At 68.2% G+C, this 18,130-nt stretch carries 11 protein-coding genes and 1 pseudogene; 6 read left to right on the top strand and 6 right to left on the bottom strand.

The genetic code is table 11. The annotated features are described in order from the left end of the window. Positions 1 to 13: 13 nt before the first annotated feature. Entirely contained in the window at positions 14 to 802 is a 789-nt protein-coding gene (locus tag FIV43_RS12005) for an exodeoxyribonuclease III (RefSeq protein WP_141014325.1), read from the bottom strand. A 282-nt stretch (positions 803 to 1,084) separates the two neighbouring features. On the opposite strand from FIV43_RS12005, the gene FIV43_RS12000 reads away from it, so the two are divergent. The 4 genes from FIV43_RS12000 (at position 1,085) to FIV43_RS11985 (ending at position 4,401) form a co-directional block, all read left to right on the top strand. Beyond that, complete coding sequence (locus tag FIV43_RS12000) at positions 1,085 to 1,798, top strand: M57 family metalloprotease (RefSeq protein ID WP_196780774.1); 714 nt, start codon at positions 1,085 to 1,087, stop codon at positions 1,796 to 1,798. Positions 1,799 to 1,879: 81 nt separating this feature from the next. Beyond that, on the top strand, positions 1,880 to 2,953 hold the full coding sequence (gene ychF, locus FIV43_RS11995) for a redox-regulated ATPase YchF (protein WP_141014323.1): 1,074 nt from the start codon (positions 1,880 to 1,882) through the stop codon (positions 2,951 to 2,953). 271 nt (positions 2,954 to 3,224) lie between these two features. Next, complete coding sequence (locus FIV43_RS11990; RefSeq protein WP_181407465.1) at positions 3,225 to 3,686, top strand: helix-turn-helix domain-containing protein; 462 nt, start codon at positions 3,225 to 3,227, stop codon at positions 3,684 to 3,686. Between the two features lie 19 nt (positions 3,687 to 3,705). Next, a complete protein-coding gene (locus FIV43_RS11985; protein WP_196780773.1) occupies positions 3,706 to 4,401 on the top strand; it encodes a nucleotidyl transferase AbiEii/AbiGii toxin family protein in 696 nt (231 codons plus the stop codon). Between the two features lie 953 nt (positions 4,402 to 5,354). Here the strand turns inward: FIV43_RS11985 and FIV43_RS11980 are convergent. Both FIV43_RS11980 and FIV43_RS11975 read right to left on the bottom strand, forming a co-directional pair. Further along, complete coding sequence (locus FIV43_RS11980) at positions 5,355 to 6,737, bottom strand: SWIM zinc finger family protein (RefSeq protein ID WP_141014320.1); 1,383 nt, start codon at positions 6,735 to 6,737, stop codon at positions 5,355 to 5,357. Next, entirely contained in the window at positions 6,734 to 10,108 is a 3,375-nt protein-coding gene (locus FIV43_RS11975; RefSeq protein ID WP_141014319.1) for a hypothetical protein, read from the bottom strand. The genes FIV43_RS11980 and FIV43_RS11975 overlap by 4 nt, the downstream gene beginning before the upstream one ends. A 160-nt stretch (positions 10,109 to 10,268) precedes the next feature. Between FIV43_RS11975 and FIV43_RS11970 the strand changes: the two genes are divergently transcribed. Beyond that, on the top strand, positions 10,269 to 10,490 hold the full coding sequence (locus FIV43_RS11970; protein WP_141014318.1) for an addiction module protein: 222 nt from the start codon (positions 10,269 to 10,271) through the stop codon (positions 10,488 to 10,490). Positions 10,491 to 11,052: 562 nt separating this feature from the next. Here FIV43_RS11970 and FIV43_RS11965 read toward each other — a convergent pair. From FIV43_RS11965 to FIV43_RS11955, 3 genes are all read right to left on the bottom strand, one after another. Next, a complete protein-coding gene (locus tag FIV43_RS11965; protein ID WP_141014317.1) occupies positions 11,053 to 12,741 on the bottom strand; it encodes a SulP family inorganic anion transporter in 1,689 nt (562 codons plus the stop codon). Between the two features lie 15 nt (positions 12,742 to 12,756). Beyond that, positions 12,757 to 15,120, bottom strand: a complete 2,364-nt coding sequence (locus tag FIV43_RS11960) for an arylsulfatase (protein WP_231123131.1) — start codon at positions 15,118 to 15,120, stop codon at positions 12,757 to 12,759. A 137-nt stretch (positions 15,121 to 15,257) separates the two neighbouring features. Next, positions 15,258 to 17,000, bottom strand: a complete 1,743-nt coding sequence (locus FIV43_RS11955) for a collagen-binding domain-containing protein (protein ID WP_141014316.1) — start codon at positions 16,998 to 17,000, stop codon at positions 15,258 to 15,260. A gap of 426 nt (positions 17,001 to 17,426) precedes the next feature. Between FIV43_RS11955 and FIV43_RS23820 the strand changes: the two are divergent. Continuing rightward, positions 17,427 to 18,112, top strand: a pseudogene (locus FIV43_RS23820) (GAP family protein). Positions 18,113 to 18,130 lie beyond the last annotated feature (18 nt).

Below are 18,130 nucleotides of genomic sequence, written 5' to 3'. Positions count from 1 at the left end.
GGCCGCTGGCGGATCAGGCCAGGTCGACGACCACCGGCGCGTGGTCGGAGGGGTTGGTCGCGCCGTTGGCCGGGTCGCGCTCGTCGGTGTCGATGAAGGCGCCGGTGACCCGCGCGGCCAGGGCGGGTGAGCCCAGCACGTAGTCGATGCGCAGGCCCCGGTTCCGCTCGAACCGCTGCCGGTAGTAGTCCCAGTAGGTGTAGACGTCCGGACCGGGGCAGTGCGGCCGCACCACGTCGACGTACCCGTCGTCGAGGAAGGCGGCGAAGGCCGCACGCTCGGGTGGGGTGACGTGGGTGGACCTGGCGAACTGGGTGACGTCGAAGACGTCCTCGTCGGTCGGGCAGACGTTCCAGTCGCCGACCAGCGCGGTCTGGCCGTCGAGCCAGCCACCGGCCGCCTCGCGCAGCCGGGCCAGCCAGTCCAGCTTGTAGACGTAGTGCGGGTCGTCGGGCTTGCGGCCGTTGGGCACGTAGAGGCTCCAGATCCGCACGCCGCCGCAGGTCGCACCGATCGCCCGTGCCTCCGCCGCGACCGGGTCGCCCCAGCCGGGCATCCCCGGGAAGCCGACCTCGACGTCCTCGATGCCGACCCGGCTGATCAGGGCCACGCCGTTCCACTGGTTGTAGCCGGCGGCGGCGATCTCGTAGCCCGCACTCTGCAGGCCCATCAGCGGCAGCTGCTCCTCCCGGGCCTTCGTCTCCTGGAGCGCCAGGACGTCGATCTCGTGGCGGGCCAGGAACTCCTCGACCCGGTCGATCCGCGATCGCAGGGAGTTCACGTTCCAGGTGGCGATCCGCATCCGGCAACGGTATCGGTCGGCTCATCGGTCGGCCCCGACCGGGCGCCGTGGGGTCGGTTCAGGTCGCTGCAAGCACCGGCGTCTGCGGATTTGTGATGCAGAGATTTTCTTGGATCGGGCGCGAAACCGCGGTTGTGATGGATTCTCCATCTCGGGAACGAAAGGATTTTTCATGCGTCACCACATCAACCGGATCGCGATCGCATCCGGGGCCTGCCTGGTCGCCGCCCTCTCCGGAGCGGGCGTCAGCGCCTACAGCGCCCCGCGAGCGAGGACGGCGAGGTGCCGACCTTCAAGGAGTTCAAGGCGTCGACCTACCGGGACGCCGACGGGCAGTACATCGTGAACGGCGACGAGCCGCTGAAGAGCACCGGCCAGCTCAAGAAGTTCTACGAGGCGATGGTCGCCCAGCAGCAGACGCCGGAGAACGGCCTGGTCGTCAACACCGTCAACGGCGTCGACGACGCCTGGTCCGACAGCGAGGTGGGGGCGCTCAGCTACTGCGTGAGCGACGACTTCGGCACCGACCACGCCGCCATGGTGGACGCGATGGCCGACGGTGCCGGACTGTGGGAGTCGGCCAGCTCGGCGATCGACTTCGTCTACGTGTCCGCCGAGGACGGTGACTGCACCACCAGCAACAGCGCGGTGACGTTCTCCGTCGAGCCGGTCAACACCAGCCAGTACATCGCCCGGGCCTTCTTCCCCTCCAGCTCCAAGAGCGTGCGCAACGTGCTGGTCGACGACTCCATCTGGGACTCCGGCACCTGGGAGCCCGGCGACATCCTCGGCCACGAGCTCGGCCACGCCCTGGGCTTCCGCCACGAGCACACCCGGCCCGAGGCCGGCACCTGCTTCGAGGACAACAACTGGCGGCCGCTGACGCCGTACGACGGCGCGTCGATCATGCACTACCCGCAGTGCAACGGCGCGTCCTCCGACCTGGAGTTCAGCGACTACGACGTCGAGGGCGTCCAGGAGCTCTACGGCTACTGACCCCCGCGTGCCGGGGCGGGGTGTCCTGCGGATCCGCAGGGATTCGGGGCACCCCGCTCCGGCGCCCTAGAATCGCCCGTCGTGGCACTCACCATCGGCATCGTCGGACTCCCGAACGCAGGCAAGTCGACGCTCTTCAACGCGTTGACCAAGAACGACGTGCTGGCGGCGAACTATCCGTTCGCCACCATCGAGCCGAACGTCGGCGTCGTCGGCGTCCCCGACAGCCGGCTCGGCCGGCTGGCCGAGATCTTCTCCAGCGAGCGGGTGCTGCCGGCCACGGTGGAGTTCGTCGACATCGCCGGCATCGTCCGCGGCGCCTCCCAGGGCGAGGGCCTGGGCAACAAGTTCCTCTCCCACATCCGGGAGTCCGCCGCGATCTGCCAGGTGACCCGCGTCTTCCGGGACGAGGACGTCACCCACGTCGACGGCGAGGTCAACCCCGGCAACGACATCTCCACCATCTCCACCGAGCTGATCCTGGCCGACCTGGAGACCGTGGAGAAGGCGGTGGTCCGGCTGGAGAAGGAGTCGCGCAAGGTCAAGGACCTGGTCGCCAACCTGGAGGCGGCGAAGGCCGCCAAGGAGGCGCTGGAGGCCGGCACCCCGATCATCGCCACCGACATCGACCGCGACCTGCTCCGCGAGCTGTCCCTGCTGACGGCCAAGCCGTTCATCTACGTCTTCAACTGCGACAGCGACGAGCTGGCCGACGAGGAGCTCAAGACCCGGATGCGCGAGCTCGTCGCGCCCGCCGAGGCGATCTTCCTCGACGCCAAGTTCGAGGCCGAGCTGGTCGAGCTCGACGACGAGGAGGCCGCCGAGTTCCTCGCCGAGGCCGGCATCGACGAGCCGGGTCTGGAGGTGCTGGCCAGGGTCGGTTTCGACACCCTCGGCCTGCAGACCTACCTGACCGCCGGCCCCAAGGAGGCCCGCGCCTGGACGATCAGGAAGGGCGCCACCGCCCCCGAGGCCGCCGGCGTGATCCACACCGACTTCCAGAAGGGCTTCATCAAGGCCGAGATCATCTCCTTCGACGACCTGGTCGCCGCGGGATCGATGGTCAAGGCCAGGGAGGCCGGGAAGGTCCGGATGGAGGGCAAGGACTACGTGATGGCCGACGGCGACGTGGTGGAGTTCCGCTTCAACGTCTGAATCGCCGTACAACCGCAGGTCAGAGGGGGTGTGACCCCTCCCGGCCCGCACACAGTCCGCAAGAAATAGCGTGATGGCTCGATCTGGCCGTTCGGAGGGCCGATCTCCCGACCCCGGGTGCGTGTCTCCGGCGGCGCAGGGGGCTTCGCCTTCCAGCTACCCGAGTCGGTCGGAATGGCGATGGCGACGCGGTCGACGCGACCGGAGCGAGAGATCATTCGAATCGTTTCTCATTATTGACCTGAGGGGCCGAATGGCTAAAATGAGAAACATGCCAGCAGCCAGCCCGTACACGAGCCCCGAGCAGCAGGCGGACCTCGAACGCCTAGGTGCCCGGCTGCGCGAACGCCGGAAGGCCCTCGGTGTCACGGTAGTGGCCTGTGCCGAAGCTGCTGGCGTGTCGCGCGTGACCCTGCACAGGATCGAGGCCGGCAACCCCTCGGTCACGATCGGCGCCTACATCAACGTTGCCGCCGCACTCGGACTTCACCTCGTCGTCCCGATCCTCGACGCTCCAGCAGCAGAACCGGCGACGATCACGGTCGGCGAGTACCCCGGTCTCCGCACGCTGGCCTGGCAGACCGACGCCGGCACCACCATCACCGAGGCGGAGGCGCTCAATCTCTATGAACGCGGATGGCGACACCTCAACCAGGAGACGCTGACTGACCACGAGAAGGCATTCATCCAGCACCTGGCGGACACCTACAGCAACGGGAGGCTCCTTGTTTAGGCGGCTGCACCATCAACAGGTGGCCGAGGTGCTGTCGATGCTCGACGGACCGCTCCTGGCAGAGCACAACTGCTGGTTCGGAGGCGGGACCGCGATCGTCCTTGCCAACGGTGAGTTCCGCGAATCGGTCGACATCGACTTCCTGGTCTCCGACCAGCGGTCCTACCGAGCGCTGCGCCAGATGGTCAGGGATCACGGGCTCGATGCCCTGGCCACGCGCGAGCTGGACGTGGGTCGAGCACCCTCTGTTGACGGTTACGGCATCAGGACCTCGGTGCTCGTTGCGGGGATTGCGATCAAGTTCGAGATCATCCATGAAGGTCGCATCGACCTCGACACTCCCACCCCGGGCGATGAGATCTGTGGCTTGCGGATCCTGACGCGAACCGACCAGGTCGCAACCAAGCTGCTCGCCAATGACGACCGCTGGGCAGACACGTCGACGTTCAGCCGCGACGTCATCGACCTGGCCATGATGAAGCCCGACACCGCCGCCCTGAAGGCCGGCGCGCGCAAGGCGGTCGATGCATACGGCAAGACGGTCGGCGAGAGCCTCGACAAGGCAGTCACCTACCTCCGAGATCGCCCGCAGCGTCTCGACGAATGCATCCGAGCACTCAAGATCGACGCGCCCCGAGCAGCCGTCTGGCAGAGCATCCGCGACTTGTCCGCACGATCCGCGAAGATCGAAGGTCTAGGTCGGGGCCCGGACTAGCCTGACGTCATGTCGGTGAGTCCGCGACGAACAACCTCAGGGTCTCCGACCGTCCAGCGGTCCGCAAACAGTCCGCAAGAAGTCCGGCCGAGACCGATCCTCGCCAACGACGTCCAACGGTCCCACGAACGCGTTTTCGCAGGTCAGACCGCGTTTTCCGGCCTCAACCAACGGTGACCGCCAATACCCGAAAACCCCGGTTCTCGTTCCGCTTCAACGTGTGAGTCGTCGCGTCTGCGCAGGTAGGTGGGGTAGCCGCTCTCGGTTTGCAATCAGAGTCCGCAAGACACACAGCCTGGCGGACCGAGATGGCTCTCGGCGGGACACGGATCGGCACACAGGATCGGCGCAGGGAGCATCACGGGCGGGACTGCCCGACTGACATGGCGAGGCTGATTCGGGCCAAGGAAGAGAGCCCGATCGTGCGCCCCCTGCGCGAGATCCTCCGGGTCGTGACGGGCCCGGTGGTGATGCTGGCCGACGAGTTCGGTCGCATCGAGGCCGCGGTGCACCCTCCCGTGACCCGACGATCCTCACCCCGGCGGAGTTCGCCGAGCCCTCCGGGTTCCTGGACGACGTGCGCATCGGTCCCACAGTCGCTGTCGTCGGGGAGTTGCCATGGCGTTGACTCTGCTCACTCGCGACCAGCAGGCAACGAGGCGAAGCCGGTCGGGGCCGCGGCAACCGAGAAGGCCGAGCAGGTCGCCCGGACGCTGCTCGACGCCGCACTCGCCCGAGGGCTGCCGCGATGACCCAGCGGTCCGCAAGGTGGGCCGCGAGAAGTCCGATTGAGCCCTATTCGTCGTCGACGACGTCCATCGGTCCCGGGGTCGCGTTGCAGCGTTCAGAGCGTGCTTTTCGGCGTCAATCGGGAGTGGCCAACACCCACCGGAACGCGGCGTTCTCGGTCTGCTTCAACGGGCAGCGCTGATGACGCGGATCGTAGATCTCCGCTACTCAGCGGCTACGCCGCGCAGACTCATCGCGACAGCCAGCACGTGCTTGCACGGGCCTCGTGTCCCGTGGTGCTTCTCCTCCCAGGGACACCGACAGACCAACGTGGGCCGGCTGAACTCGAGTGCCTCGCTGGGCTTGCCAGCCGCTCGGTCGGCGCGGACCTGATAGGTGGCATTGCTACTACGAGCCACGAGCCACGTTCCCGGCTCGATCTGGCTGACCTTGTCCTGCTCGAGCAGCCGCTGCGCGGAGAGCAGTCGCGGGTTGCGCCGGAGCACTGCGGCTACGTCGACGGGCAATGCGCGGTGGAACCAGGCGTTCGCGCTGAGGTCGTAGCCGAGACGTCCGGACGCGGCGAGCCATGCGAGGCTGGTCGTGACCTCGGACGGACTCATTCCGCTGACGTCGGCGAGCCGGCCAGGGTCGATGATGTGTCCCCAGCCGAGGTGAGGCAGGAGTTCGAGGCCGCAGGTCTCGGCGGACGGGTCCTTGAGCCACATGAGGAGCCCGCCCTCGCCGGAGAACGCCCGGTACGGCTCGGGGCTCAGGACCAATGTCAGCCGGCTGCTGGGGAGCTCGAAGACCCATGCAGTGGTGCCGGTCGGGGAGGAGTAGACGTCGAGCTGTCGTGCATACCGCGTCACTCGTTCGGAGCCGCGAAGCCGGGTGGCGCCGGGCAGTGGGATGGAGCGTTCGGACCCATGGGTGGCGATACGCCAAGAACCTGGCGCCGGCACGAGGTGGAGGAAAGGGCCTGGTGGGGCGACGCGTGGGAGGGCGCCGAGCAGCTTGCGGATGGCGGGTCCGCGTACGGTGCCGCGGTGCGACATCGAGGCGCTGATCGTGGGGACCTCGGCGAGTCCTCGAACCCACCGGTCGGGCAGGGAGACCTTTCGCTCGACATGGCTGGCCCCAGGTGTCGACGCGGTGAGGCCACCGTGCCCGACGCTGAGGTGCAGCGCCTCGGTGCGTGACGTCCGTGCCAGTGCCGCGCGCAATGGCGGGTTGATGTCCACGTTGGTGGTGCCGAACCCGACGGTGCTGGTAGCGAGCCCTTCTGCGAGGACGTCGAGTCGTGCGTGGACGCCGTTGCAGGTTGAGAACGACTCGAAGCGGAGGATGTCGCCGCCGGCGGTGACGACGGGATCGAGACTGGCGACTCGCTGGGAGAGGCCGACGTCGGCGTAGCGCGATCCGGCGACGTCGGCGACGGCGAGCAGGCCGGCGGCGAGGACGTCGGGACGGTCTGGGAAGCCGCTGAAGAACATCGGATTGTTGACCACTCCGTCGGGGGTGACCCCGAGCGCGGTGGCGAGTGCAAGCCTGGACGTCCCCGCGTGCTCCCTCAGTGTCGAGGCAGTCGTGTAGCCGCCGCTCACGCCTGCTCCACTGCCGCAACCAACGTCCGGGCCGCCTCGTGGGCTTTGGTGGACCCGCGGGCGGCGGCGAGGTTGCGGATCCCGTCCGGTAGCTCGACTCGCACGGGGATCTCGACGACCCACCCCGACAATTGACGGAACATGCCGGCCAGCGCCGGCGGCCGCTTGGCTTCGGAAGCGAGGCTCGATGCCAGGGCCGTGAGCAGTGGCCACAACTGCTTGACCAGTCGCTGCTCACCGAGCGCCTGGGTGGTTTCGAGGAGGTGAGGTAGGTCGAGGGTGCCTGCCCGATGTCGCTGTAGGCCCGCTTCCGCGAACAGTGCGGCATCGAACCGTTGGTGCCCGAGGGCGCAGCGAGCTCCGAGGAGCCTGTCGGCGTTGCGGTCCGCGCCGACGGTGGCGCGGGTGAGGTCGTGCAGGAAAAGGTCGTGCAGCGGCACGCCGAAGCTTCCGGTCGCGTGGGCCGGGAAGTCGGCCGTTGTCGTGCCTTGGCGGCTCCCTTGGACGAACGCCTTCCTCACAGCTCGATCGGCCCAGGTGGGGAAGACGCGCGCCAGGTCCGCTGCGGTGACGTAGTGATCCTCTTCGATCGAGGAGAAGCGTTCGAGCACCCGGCACATCGTGAACGGCACGGGCGCCGTTGCCGTGGATGTCCACTTGCCGTCGACGGCGACCGCGTTGACAGGCGGGAGGCCTCCGCTCGATACCCAGGATCGGACGAGTTCGACCGCGTCCCACGACTCATCGCCGTCAGGAGAGGTGAGCTCTGGCGTCGTCCGGACGTCGAGCCCGTCGAGCTCGGTCAGCCGCGCCGGGTCCACCGGGCGCAGCCGGTGCAATGCCTGGATCAGATCGAGGGGCCCGACGGCGCGGCCCTCGCACGCGACGAGGCGGCCGAGCAGGTCGTCGAAGTCGAGGGTGAAGTCGGCCCAGGTCGGCGCGGCGAGGACGACGTCGTTGTGCTCGACGTTCAAGAGTCCCTCGAGCAGTCTGAACCGGGCAATCGCCTCCAACTCGCCCGGCGCCGCAAACACAGCGATCAGGGGCTGGGCATCAACCCGCGGGTTGCCGGTGGGTCGGCCGAGCGGCGAGTCCGCGGCCAGCAGTTCGGCGACCCGCGGCACCTGGCGGAGGACGTCGTGGTCGTCGCGGGCGATGTCGAAGTCCTGGTGACGGACGCTGCGGCCCCACACCTCGACATGATGGCGCTGCTCGCGGTCCTGGTGAGGGAACTGCCTCACGACGGTCCACGCGGGAACTGAGCGCAACGCCGTCCGCCAATAGTCGTCGATCGTGAAGTCGGAATTGGCCCACTCTTGGACAGCCCTGCGGCCGCCATTGAACTCGTGTGGGAAGTCTTGGCCGGCTGCCTTGGTCACCGGTCGGCGCATCTCGCGGCGCACGGCGTCGGAGCCGTGGGACGCAGCAGCCGTGATCACCGCAAGCTGCAGGAGCTCGTCTACCGGGGCCGGCACCGGGACGAAGTATGCACGCTGTGCCGTGACCCACGCCTCGGAGAAGCACTGCACGTGGGTGGCGGCGGGTACAAAGCTCGGGTCGGCGACCACTGTTCGCAGGTGCGCGAGGTCGCGAGCCCGATTGCCGCGATCGTCCGCAAGGCGGACCCCTCCAGGCAGGGGTCGCAGGACCGGGTCGGTCCAGAGCCCACGGGCTTTCCGAGGCCCTGTCGACCCCCGATCCGCACGGAGGTCGGACAGCCAGGCGCCGGCGTCCTCGGCGTGCGCGAGGGCGGCACCGAGTCGCCGCGCTTCCTCCTGCGCGCTCGTGCGGCCGTTGGATAGGGCCAGTTCCGCGATATTCGACGGCAGCGCGATCGCCGCTTCGGGCGGGATCTCGGCGGCGTACCGCGCCAGCATCCGCAACAACAGGTGAAGCCGCGCCGGCTTGCGTCCGACACCTGCTCCGGTGTCCGCGACGGCCAGCGCGACCGGGTAGGCATCGCGGAGTCCGCCGGCGAGGAACACGTCGGCGAAGGCGTCGGCTGTGCGGGCCACGTTCAGCTGCCCATCTGTCACGCGCATCTGCAGGGTGGTGAGCAGCGGGGCACGCCAATCCTGGTCGGCGGCCATCGCGGTCAGTAGGTTGAATGTGGCCCGCTGCAGTTCGACCGGGTGCTCGTTGGACCCCTTGGCGAGTGCATCGCCCCAGGTGATGGTGAGGTCGAGCCAATCCGGCCACGGCTTGTCGGGCGCAATCGGTCGCGGCCGCAGGCCCCAGAGTCCGAGAGGTTCGTCGACGACGGGCTGCGACGGTGGGGCTGCACCGTGTCTCTCGAGCGACCGCACGACCGCCGCGACGAAGCGGATGTCGTCGTCGGCAGCGAGCAGCTCCAACGCCTCAACCACGCCCCCACCGCCGACCCTTGCCTCCAGCCCCGCGTCCTCGAGCGCTTTCAGCAGCCTCGTCTTGTGCACCTTCTCGCGACCGGCCACCAGCATCGTCAGGTCGCGCAGATCGTCCTGACCAGACACCATCTCCAGCGCCAGCGGGAGCAGGAGCTTCAGCACGGAGGACTTGGTCGTCGCTAGCACGCCCATCATGTAGTCGAACCCGCCCGGCACCTCCTCGACACGCACGCGCAGAACCTGGAGCGTCTCGGCCATCACGGCCTGAGCCGACGGGCGATGCTGGGTCGTAAGCGCGGTGAGAACGACCTCGAGCAACCGGGAGCGGTCGAGCACGTCGAGCTCCACCCCACGGCACAACACCTCAGGTAACCACCCCCAGCTGCCGCAGTGGTCCGAGTTCAGCAGGTGGTAGGCGAGGTCGGGAAGCAGAGGGTCCGCGTGGAGCCACTCGTCGGCATCAGGTACGGCCTTCGGCCAGCAGCCGTGGAACGTGATCGGTGCGCCGACGGTCCACACCTCGAGGAACGCCTCGCCAGACGGGCAGGCAAAGCCGTGATGCGCCACGACCGAACGGATCATCTCGCCCGACCCGCCACTCTTCGACGCCTCGTCGACGAAGGCCTGGGCCCACGCACGGTCCTTCTCCCATAGGGCATAGATGAGTTCGCTGTGGTCGTCGGCCAGACCCCACCACTCGGCTTGCACGCGCTGCGCTGCCGTCACCGGTCCACACAGTTCGACTGCGGCGAGCGCGAGGATCAAGTGCGCCCGGTAGCGGCGCTTCAATGCAGCCTCATACGCGTCATTGTCGTGCGGTTGGCCTGGCGCCGGCTGGTCGTACCCGAAGGTGGAGTCGTCCATGAAGTCCGCCCACGGCTCAGGCGGCTCGTACGCAGCCTTCGCCTCGCGACGCTCGTGCCCGTGCAGATCGTGAAGGACTTCCCAGCCCGCGACCACGTCACCAGCCTCGAGAGCCGGCGCCAGTCGATCCTTGAGCCCCATCCGTTCACCCCCGTATGCGTCGCTACTACCCAGTGCTGGACAAGTGTGCAGGGCCCTCGTCGGCGGCTGGGCGAGAATCGACGAAGCGGAGCAGGCAGTGATTGCATGGCCTGGGGCCGATGGCGGCGATGATGTCGCAGTTGCCGGGTACCCTGAATCCATGGTGAACCCCGCTCTGCAGTCAGCCATCGAGGCCATGAGCCTCGATGAGCGCTTGGAGCTCGTGGCGTACATCGAGAGCACGGTGGAGTCGGTGCCCATCGAGGTCACCGAGGAGCAGAGGACGATGATCCGGTCGCGGGCGGCCGAGCTGCGGGCGGACCCATCGATCGGGCTGACCTGGGACGAACTCAAGGCTCGACTGGCTGCGCGTAGGGCGTGATCCGCCGCTCTCTGGTCTTCCACCCTGCGGTGGAAGATGACATCGCGGCCATCTACGACCACTACGAACAGTTCGATCCGGCGCTGCCCGGCAGATTCGAAGTGCGACTCGACGAAACAGATCGAGCGCATCGGGATGTTCCCCGAGTCGGGCGCCTTCTTGTTCGAGCCCTACCGTCGGATGCTGCTCAAGCGGTTCCATCTGCCACCGGCGTTGGCCAACAACCACCGATACCCTGCGTGATCGTTCCGCTTCGACGTGTGAATCGTTGCGTCTGCGCAGGTCGGAGCATCACGGGCGGGACTGCCCCGACTTCTCACGACACTGGTCGTCATGACCGCGCCGACCGCTGATGCTCGCGACGACAGTTGTCCACGAGTACTTCCGAGTCAACCCAGAGGTCATTCGCGACATCCTGGACAGCTCGGCACGATGCGCTCGATCTTCATGACGTCAGTCTCTGCAACCGGCTGGTTCGATGGCCCGCGTTGTGCGCCGCGGCGAGGTGGTGGGGCGCCGATCTGCGAATGAAGGCCCAGGCCAGCAGTGTCGCGCGGTGGGTCTATTGAGGAGGTGAGCCGCTCGGCGACGCGGCGTCGGCGGCTGCGATGGCGCCGTCCACGGTGGCGAGCACGTGACCGCGTGCCTCGAAGTCGGCGAACCACTCTGAGCGTCGCGCGACCTCGAGCGCCGAGTGGGGCATGGAGGTGACGAACATTGTGATTCCTTCCTGGCCGAGGTCTGCGTCGAGTCCTTCCAGGACGTCGAGGAAGGGTATGGAGGTGCGCCGCGCCGCGGAGCACTCGAGAATCAGGGCGCGTGGGCGCGGTTCGGTGAAGGCGGCCGCGAGGACGGCGTCCTGGGTGGGGCGCGCGCTGCCGGTGTAGAGCGAGCCGTCCAAGTGGAGCAGGACGAGATCATCCATCGCCTCGTGGTCGTCGATGATCTCGGGTGGGTTGGTCGACCACCCGCCGCCGGTGCGCGGGTAGAGCGGCCGCACCCGGCTCTCGCTGAAGGCTCGAAGCACCAGGACGAGCGTCAGCAGTACGCCGACTGCGACAGCGAGGAGCAGGCCGGCGGTCAGGCCGATCACCGCGGTCACGACTGCGACCCAGAACTCTGCCCTGTCCACGCGGAGCAGTCGCACGAACTCCGACGGGGTGATCAGTCCCAGGACTGCGACCATGACCATCGCAGCGAGGATCGCCTGGGGCAGGTCGTCGAGGATCGGTGCCAGCAAGAGGGCAACCAGGACGGCGAGCACGGCCGTTGTTGCACCGGCGACCTGGGTGCGTGCGCCGGAGCGCTGGTTGACCGCGCTCTGCGAGAATCCGCCGGCCGGCGGAAGGCATTGCGAGAGTCCACCGGCGAGGGCGGCGATGCCGTTGGCGAGAAGCTCCTGGTCGGCGTCGATGGGCGGTTCGGAACGCTGACGCTGTGCGCGAGCGACGAGCACGGTCTCCATGAAGGCCATCAGGGCGATCGCAACGGCGGCCGGCATGAGCGTGGTGACGTCATGCCAGAGCGGCAGGGTCGGTGTGGGGAGACCGCTCGGCACAGGGTCGATCAGCGCCAACCCCCTGTCTTCCACCCCGGTCAGTGCGACGAGACCGATACCCGCTCCCACCACGATGAGCGGAGCTGGGAGTCGCGGGGCGACACGACGCAGGACCAGGAGTGCCGTGATGGCGGCCGCGGACACCACCGCGGTGACGAGGCTGACGTCTCCGAGCTTCGAGAGAGTGTCGCCGAGCGCGCCCAGGAACCCATCGCCGTCGGAGTCGCCGGAGACGCCCAGGAGCGTCGGCAGCTGGGTCACCGCAACCGTCAGTCCCACACCGGTCTTCACCCCGGTCATCGTGGCCGGACTGATCTGCTCGACCAGCGAGCCGAGGCGGAACAGCCGCATCAACAACAGTGCTGCCCCGACCAGCAGAGTCAGCGTGAAGGCCGCCCTCATCGTGTCGTCGAGCGTCCGTCCGGGGGACAGCCCACCGAGGGTGGTCGCCGTCAGGATCGCGATCGTCGAGGTCGTCGAGAGACTCAGCGTCCGCGAACCACCGAGCAGGGCGTAGACGAGGACCGGAAGCATGCACGTGTAGAGGCCGACCTCGACCGGCAGGCCGGCGATCGACGCGTAGGCCATCGCCTGCGGCACCACCACGGTGCCAGCTGCGACACCCGCCACGACGTCGTACTTCAGCCACTCACGACGGTACGGCGTCAGCGTCGGACACAACCACGTCGGCACAGGGAGATCCCGCTCCTACTGCTTGAGCATCGCGACCTGGTAGTGGTGCTCCGGGTCGATCAGGTGGCTGTGGTCGTCGTCTCCGAGCGAGATGAGGACCTTCTTCAGCTCACCGCTGAACTCGTTGCCCTTCGGGCCGTAGTCGGGCGAGACCGGTGAGGCGAGGTCGCAACCGACATCGACGGTCTCGTCGAAGGTGAACTGGAACGGGATGGTCTTGTCGATGCGGCCCTCACCGATCTTGTCGTCGTCGACGAAGAGACTCACGATGCCGCCCTTCCCGACGCCGCCGCCGTCGTAGGCGAAGTGCGCTCGCAGCTCGTGCTCCCCGGCCGGCACGGGGCTGTCGGAGGAGACGATGTCGACGTCGATGCCCAGCAGGTTGTAGGCGAACTTCAGCCTGCCCTCGTGCGCATAGAAGCTCCAGCCGCCATACGCGCCGCCCTGGGCGATCACCACTCCGGAGAGCGGGTCGCCGTCCGGGACCCCCGCCGATGCCGCGACCGTCCACGACTTGTTCTTGATGTTGATCGTGGAGTTCTCGCTCAGTCGCCGCATGCCCGGGTAGAACGTCTGCGTGTCCGCGGTGATCAGGGCGGGACGGCCGGCCATGTCGGGGTTGAAGCGCTCGGCGGTGCGGATGTCCAGCGGCAGGACGTTGAAGCGGGCCGCCTGGATGAGGAACAGCTGTTGAAGGTGCGCGAGCCGCTCCGGTTCCTGGGCGGCGAGGTCGTGGGACTGGGTCCAGTCCTCCTCGATGTTGTAGAGCTCCCACACGTCTTCGTCGAGGCCGTGCGATGAGCCCAGCCAGGGGTCCTTGTGCTTGGCGACCGCGGTCCAGCCCTTGTGGTAGATCGCTCGGTTCCCGACCATCTCGAAGTACTGCGTGACGTGCTGCTCGTCGGCGGCCGCGTCGTTGAACGAGTAGTTCATCGCCGTGCCCTCGTAGGGGCGCTGGGTGACACCGTGGACGGTGGTCGGCTCGGGGATGCCTGCCGCTTCGAGCACGGTCGGCGCCACGTCGATGACGTGCGCGAACTGGTTGCGGATCTCACCCCTGGCCTCGATCCCCGCCGGCCAGCTGACGATGGTGCCGTTGCGGGTGCCACCCCAGTGCGACGCGACCTGCTTGGTCCACTGGTACGGCGTGTCCATCGCGTGCGCCCAACCCACGGCGTAGTGGTTGTACGACGAGGGAGTGCCGAGGTCGTCGATGTGCGACGCGACGTACGCCTCGTCCTCGATCTCGTTCATGTGGTTGATCGTGAAGCCCTCGTTGGTGGTCCCGTGCATCGAGCCCTCGGCGCTGGCGCCGTTGTCGCCGATGATCACGTAGACCAGCGTGTTGTCGAGAGCGCCGAGCTCCTCGATGGAGTCGAGGAGCCGACCGACGTGGTGGTCGGCGTAGGCCAGGAAGCCGGCATACACCTCCATCTGGCGGCTCAGCGCCGGCTTCAGGGCCTCGCTCATCTCATCCCAAGCCGGGATGCCTGGGCTCCGTTCGGTGAGCACAGCGTCGGACGGAATGACCCCGAGCTCCTTCTGACGGGCGAAAGTCTCCTTGCGGAGCTCGTCCCACCCCTGGTCGAACTGACCGGCGTACTTGTCGGCCCACTCGGTCGGCACGTGGTGCGGAGCGTGCGTGGCGCCGGGGGCGAAGTAGGTGAAGAACGGCTTGTCGGGAGCGATGCTCTTCTGCTGGCGGGTCCAGCCGATCGCCTTGTCCGTCATGTCGTCCATGAAGTGGTAGCCCTCTTCGGGCGTTCCCCAGGGCTCGACCGGCACCGTGTTCTCGTAGATCGCCGGGTACCACTGGTTGGTCTCACCGCCGATGAAGCCGTAGAAGTACTCGAAGCCGTTGCCGGGGCTCGGCCAGCCGTCGAACGGTCCGACAGAGCTGGCCTGCCACACCGGGACCTCGTGGCACTTGCCGAACTGTGCGGTGCTGTAGCCGTTGAGCTTGAGCGTCTCGGCCAGCGGTGCGCAACTGTTGGGTCGCAGCGAGCTGTAGCCCGGGGCGCTGGTCGCGATCTCGGTGATGCCGCCCATCCCGACCGTGTGGTGGTTGCGCCCCGAGAGCAGGGCGGCGCGCGTCGGCGAGCACAGCGCGGTGGTGTGGAAGCGGGTGTACTTCAGTCCCGCAGCGGCAACCCGCTCGAAGTTCGGGGTCTGCACCGGGCCGCCGAAGGCGCTCGATGCGCCGAAACCGACGTCGTCGATCAGGACGACGAGAACGTTCGGGGCGCCGTCGGGCGGAAGCAGACGCTCGATCTTCGGGAACGACGTGTCCGGGTCGGTCGCGTCGTAGGTCACCGTGCCCGTGTAGGCCAGATCGGGGATGGGAAGCGCGCCGCGCTGGATGTTGTTCGCAATGCCCACTGTCTGGTCACTCCTCGAGTCGAGCCGATGGTCGCTTCGGAGTGTAGTGGGGTGCGGCCCCCCGATCTCTAGGAAAACGGTGAGTCAAGCGCGACCGTCTCCGGCCGAGGTGTCCGCGCCGAGCCGACGGGCTGGTCTCAGCTGTCGGCGGGGGGCTTCGTGGCGCCGCGGCGCCGCGACCACCACTCCCAACCGAGGGCTCCGGCCCCGGCCAACAGCAGGGCGACCCCAGCGAGGAGGGTCCGCACATGAGTCCCGCCGGTGTTCGGCAGACCCGACGAAGGAGCCCCTGCGGCCACCCCGGTCGGTTCGGCGCCGGGACCGACGGACGCCGCCGTCCCGCCGGCCGCGGTCGAGGAGGTTGCGACCGTGGGGGCCGGCGCCGTCGCGGTCGTCGTCCCGGTCGGGGAGGTCTCCCCGGTGGGGCTGGTGGTGTCCGGCGTGGGCTGGTCGGTGGGGCTGGTGGTGTCCGGCGTGGGCTGGTCGGTGGGGCTGGTGGTGTCCGGCGTGGGCTGGTCGGTGGGGCTGGTGGTGTCCGGCGTGGGCTGGTCGGTGGGGCTGGTGGTGTCCGGCGTGGGCTGGTCGGTGGGGCTGGTGGTGTCCGGCGTGGGCTGGTCGGTGGGGCTGGTGGTGTCCGGCGTCGGTTCGTCGGTGGGGCTGGTGGTGTCCGGCGTGGGTTCGTCGGTGGGGCTGGTGGTGTCCGGCGTCGGTTCGTCGGTCGTCGCCGGATCAGTCGGTGATGGTTCGTCGATCGGTGAGGTGTCGACTGGGGGCGCACAGCTGACCTCGGTGTCGAACGGGAACCCGTGGACCTCCGAGCCTCCACCGCCGACGTGGGTGAAGCTGGCTGCGATGACATTGCCTTCGATGTTCTGGTCCGCCTCCCACGCCACGGCGGCGTTGGGGGCGAAGAGGGTGCCTTCCAGCGTCGCGCCGCTGGTGATGCGCACGGTCGTTGCGTCCGGGAAGTTCCACAGGATGTACGGCGCGTCGCTACCACCGACGCCGGCCATGTTCGGGATCCGTCCGACGAAACTGGCGCCAGAGACATTCACGACCAAGGGCGTGGAGGACGTGGGCTTGGTCCGGAAGGTGATCTCAGCCAACCCGGCCAACTCAGCAGCGGCTAGGTTCAAGACGTTCGTCCGGCCCGACTCGAGAGTGATGTAGGACTGCCCGCCGGTCACGGGCCGGGCCAGGTCGTCGCCGTTCGCGTTGCGCAGGGTGACGGTGTTCTCGCACTGGCCGAGCCCGTTCGAGGTCTGTCGGTAGGCGGCGAACGCGACTCCGAAGTCCAGGACGCTTCGGTCCACCGGGGCGCCGATGGACTCCGGGGTCTGGGCGCGGGAGCGGCCCTCGATCAGCGGCTGATTCTCGTAGGGTGCTCCCTTCTTCACGATGCGGTATGGCTGGGTGGCGTTGTTCGAGTCACGGTTGAACGCGTCGTACGTGGAGGTGTCGCCGATCTTGGTGAACCCCTGGTTCTCGACCCGGACCAGCGAGCCCGGGTTCTCCCAGGTGACGCCGCCGCGGGCGAACAGGTAGGTGTAGCCCGTGTCGCCATCGCCTTTGAACGTCGGCGGTGGCGGCGAACCGGCGGCGACCTGATAGTTGGTGGCACGGATGACCAGGTTGCCGCCCGTGGCGATGCTTCCTTCGGTCTCGTTCGCCCCGAGCACGACGTCGCCCTCGGAGAACACGAGGAACCCGACGTTCGCGGGGTGCAGGTCCCCGCCCAGGCGCACAGGCTGCGTGACCGGGTTGATGCCGGTGACGATCCTCTGTTCAGACGCACCTTGTCCGACGCCCGACCCGTAGACGGCAAGGACCAGGCCGGCCGCAGCCAGCCCGGTGCCGGCGGCGATCGTCAGGGTAGGCATCGCACCCACGCCCGGCCGCAGCCGGCCTGACTGCTACGGGTGCAAGCGGGCACGGTCACCTGCACAACGTACCGCTCCGTCCTCCCAGGCGGCCGCGATCTCCGTCATCGATCCGGCCATGCGGGGGTTCCCGGGCCGTGGAGGTGCTCCCCGCGCCGAACCGCCACTGCCACCCATGTGAGGAGTCGCTGGTACATCACTCGCGGCTGTGACGCCCACCTCTACCGCCGCACGTTTCCAGGCGATAGCGTTCGACCGCCCGGCCCGCGCTCGGCGGTCGGCGGAGGGAGCGACGCCCCATGTTCTACGCACCCCAGCAGCCGACCCGCTGCACCCCTACGACCCCCTCGCCGCCCCCCGCAGCCCACTGCCGCGTCCCAGTTCGTCGACCCGAGCGCGCTGCCCCTTGGCGCCGACGCCGACGGCATGACCTCCGACCTCTCGGCTGCACTCGGCGACGTGCTGCCGGCCGCCTTCGGGGTGGCGATCAGCCCGATCCCGATCATCGCCACCGTGCTCATGCTGCTGTCGCAACGGGCCCGCCGGACCGCGCCCGCATTCGCTGCAGGGTGGATCCTCGGCATCCTCGCGGTCCTGCTGGTCGTGCTCGCGATCGCCGGACCTGACGGCGTCGACACGACCAGTGGCTCCGACGTGGCGTACTGGATCAAGCTCGTCCTCGGCGCCCTCTTCCTGGTGCTGGCGATCAACACCTGGCGCAAGCGGCCACGACCGGGCCAACCGGTCGAGCCCCGAAGTGGATGGCGACCCTGGACAAGGTCTCACCCCTCGTCGCGTTGGGCCTGGGTGCGGCCCTGTCCGGGCTCAACCCGAAGAACCTAGCGCTCGCGGTCTCCGGTGCGGTGGCCATCGCCTCCAACGAGCTGGGCTCGGCCCAGACGATCACCTGTGTCGTCGTCTTCGTCGTCATCGCCAGCGCACTCGTCGCCGGTCCCGTGATCGCGTTCCTCGTGGGCGGGCAGGCGATGGCAGCCCCGCTCAACGCGCTCAAGACCTTCATGCAGGACCACAACAGCGCGATCATGACCGTCCTGCTCGGCGTCCTCGCGCTCTCGAGCCTCGGCCAGGGAATCGGCGGTCTGCTCAGCTGATGGCGAGTCGGGCGGGTA

The sequence above is a fragment of the Nocardioides sambongensis genome (assembly GCF_006494815.1).
Taxonomy (GTDB): Bacteria; Actinomycetota; Actinomycetes; order Propionibacteriales; family Nocardioidaceae; genus Nocardioides; species Nocardioides sambongensis.
The sequence above is the reverse complement of the archived record's forward strand: the minus strand, read 5'-3'. Positions and strand labels throughout refer to the sequence as shown.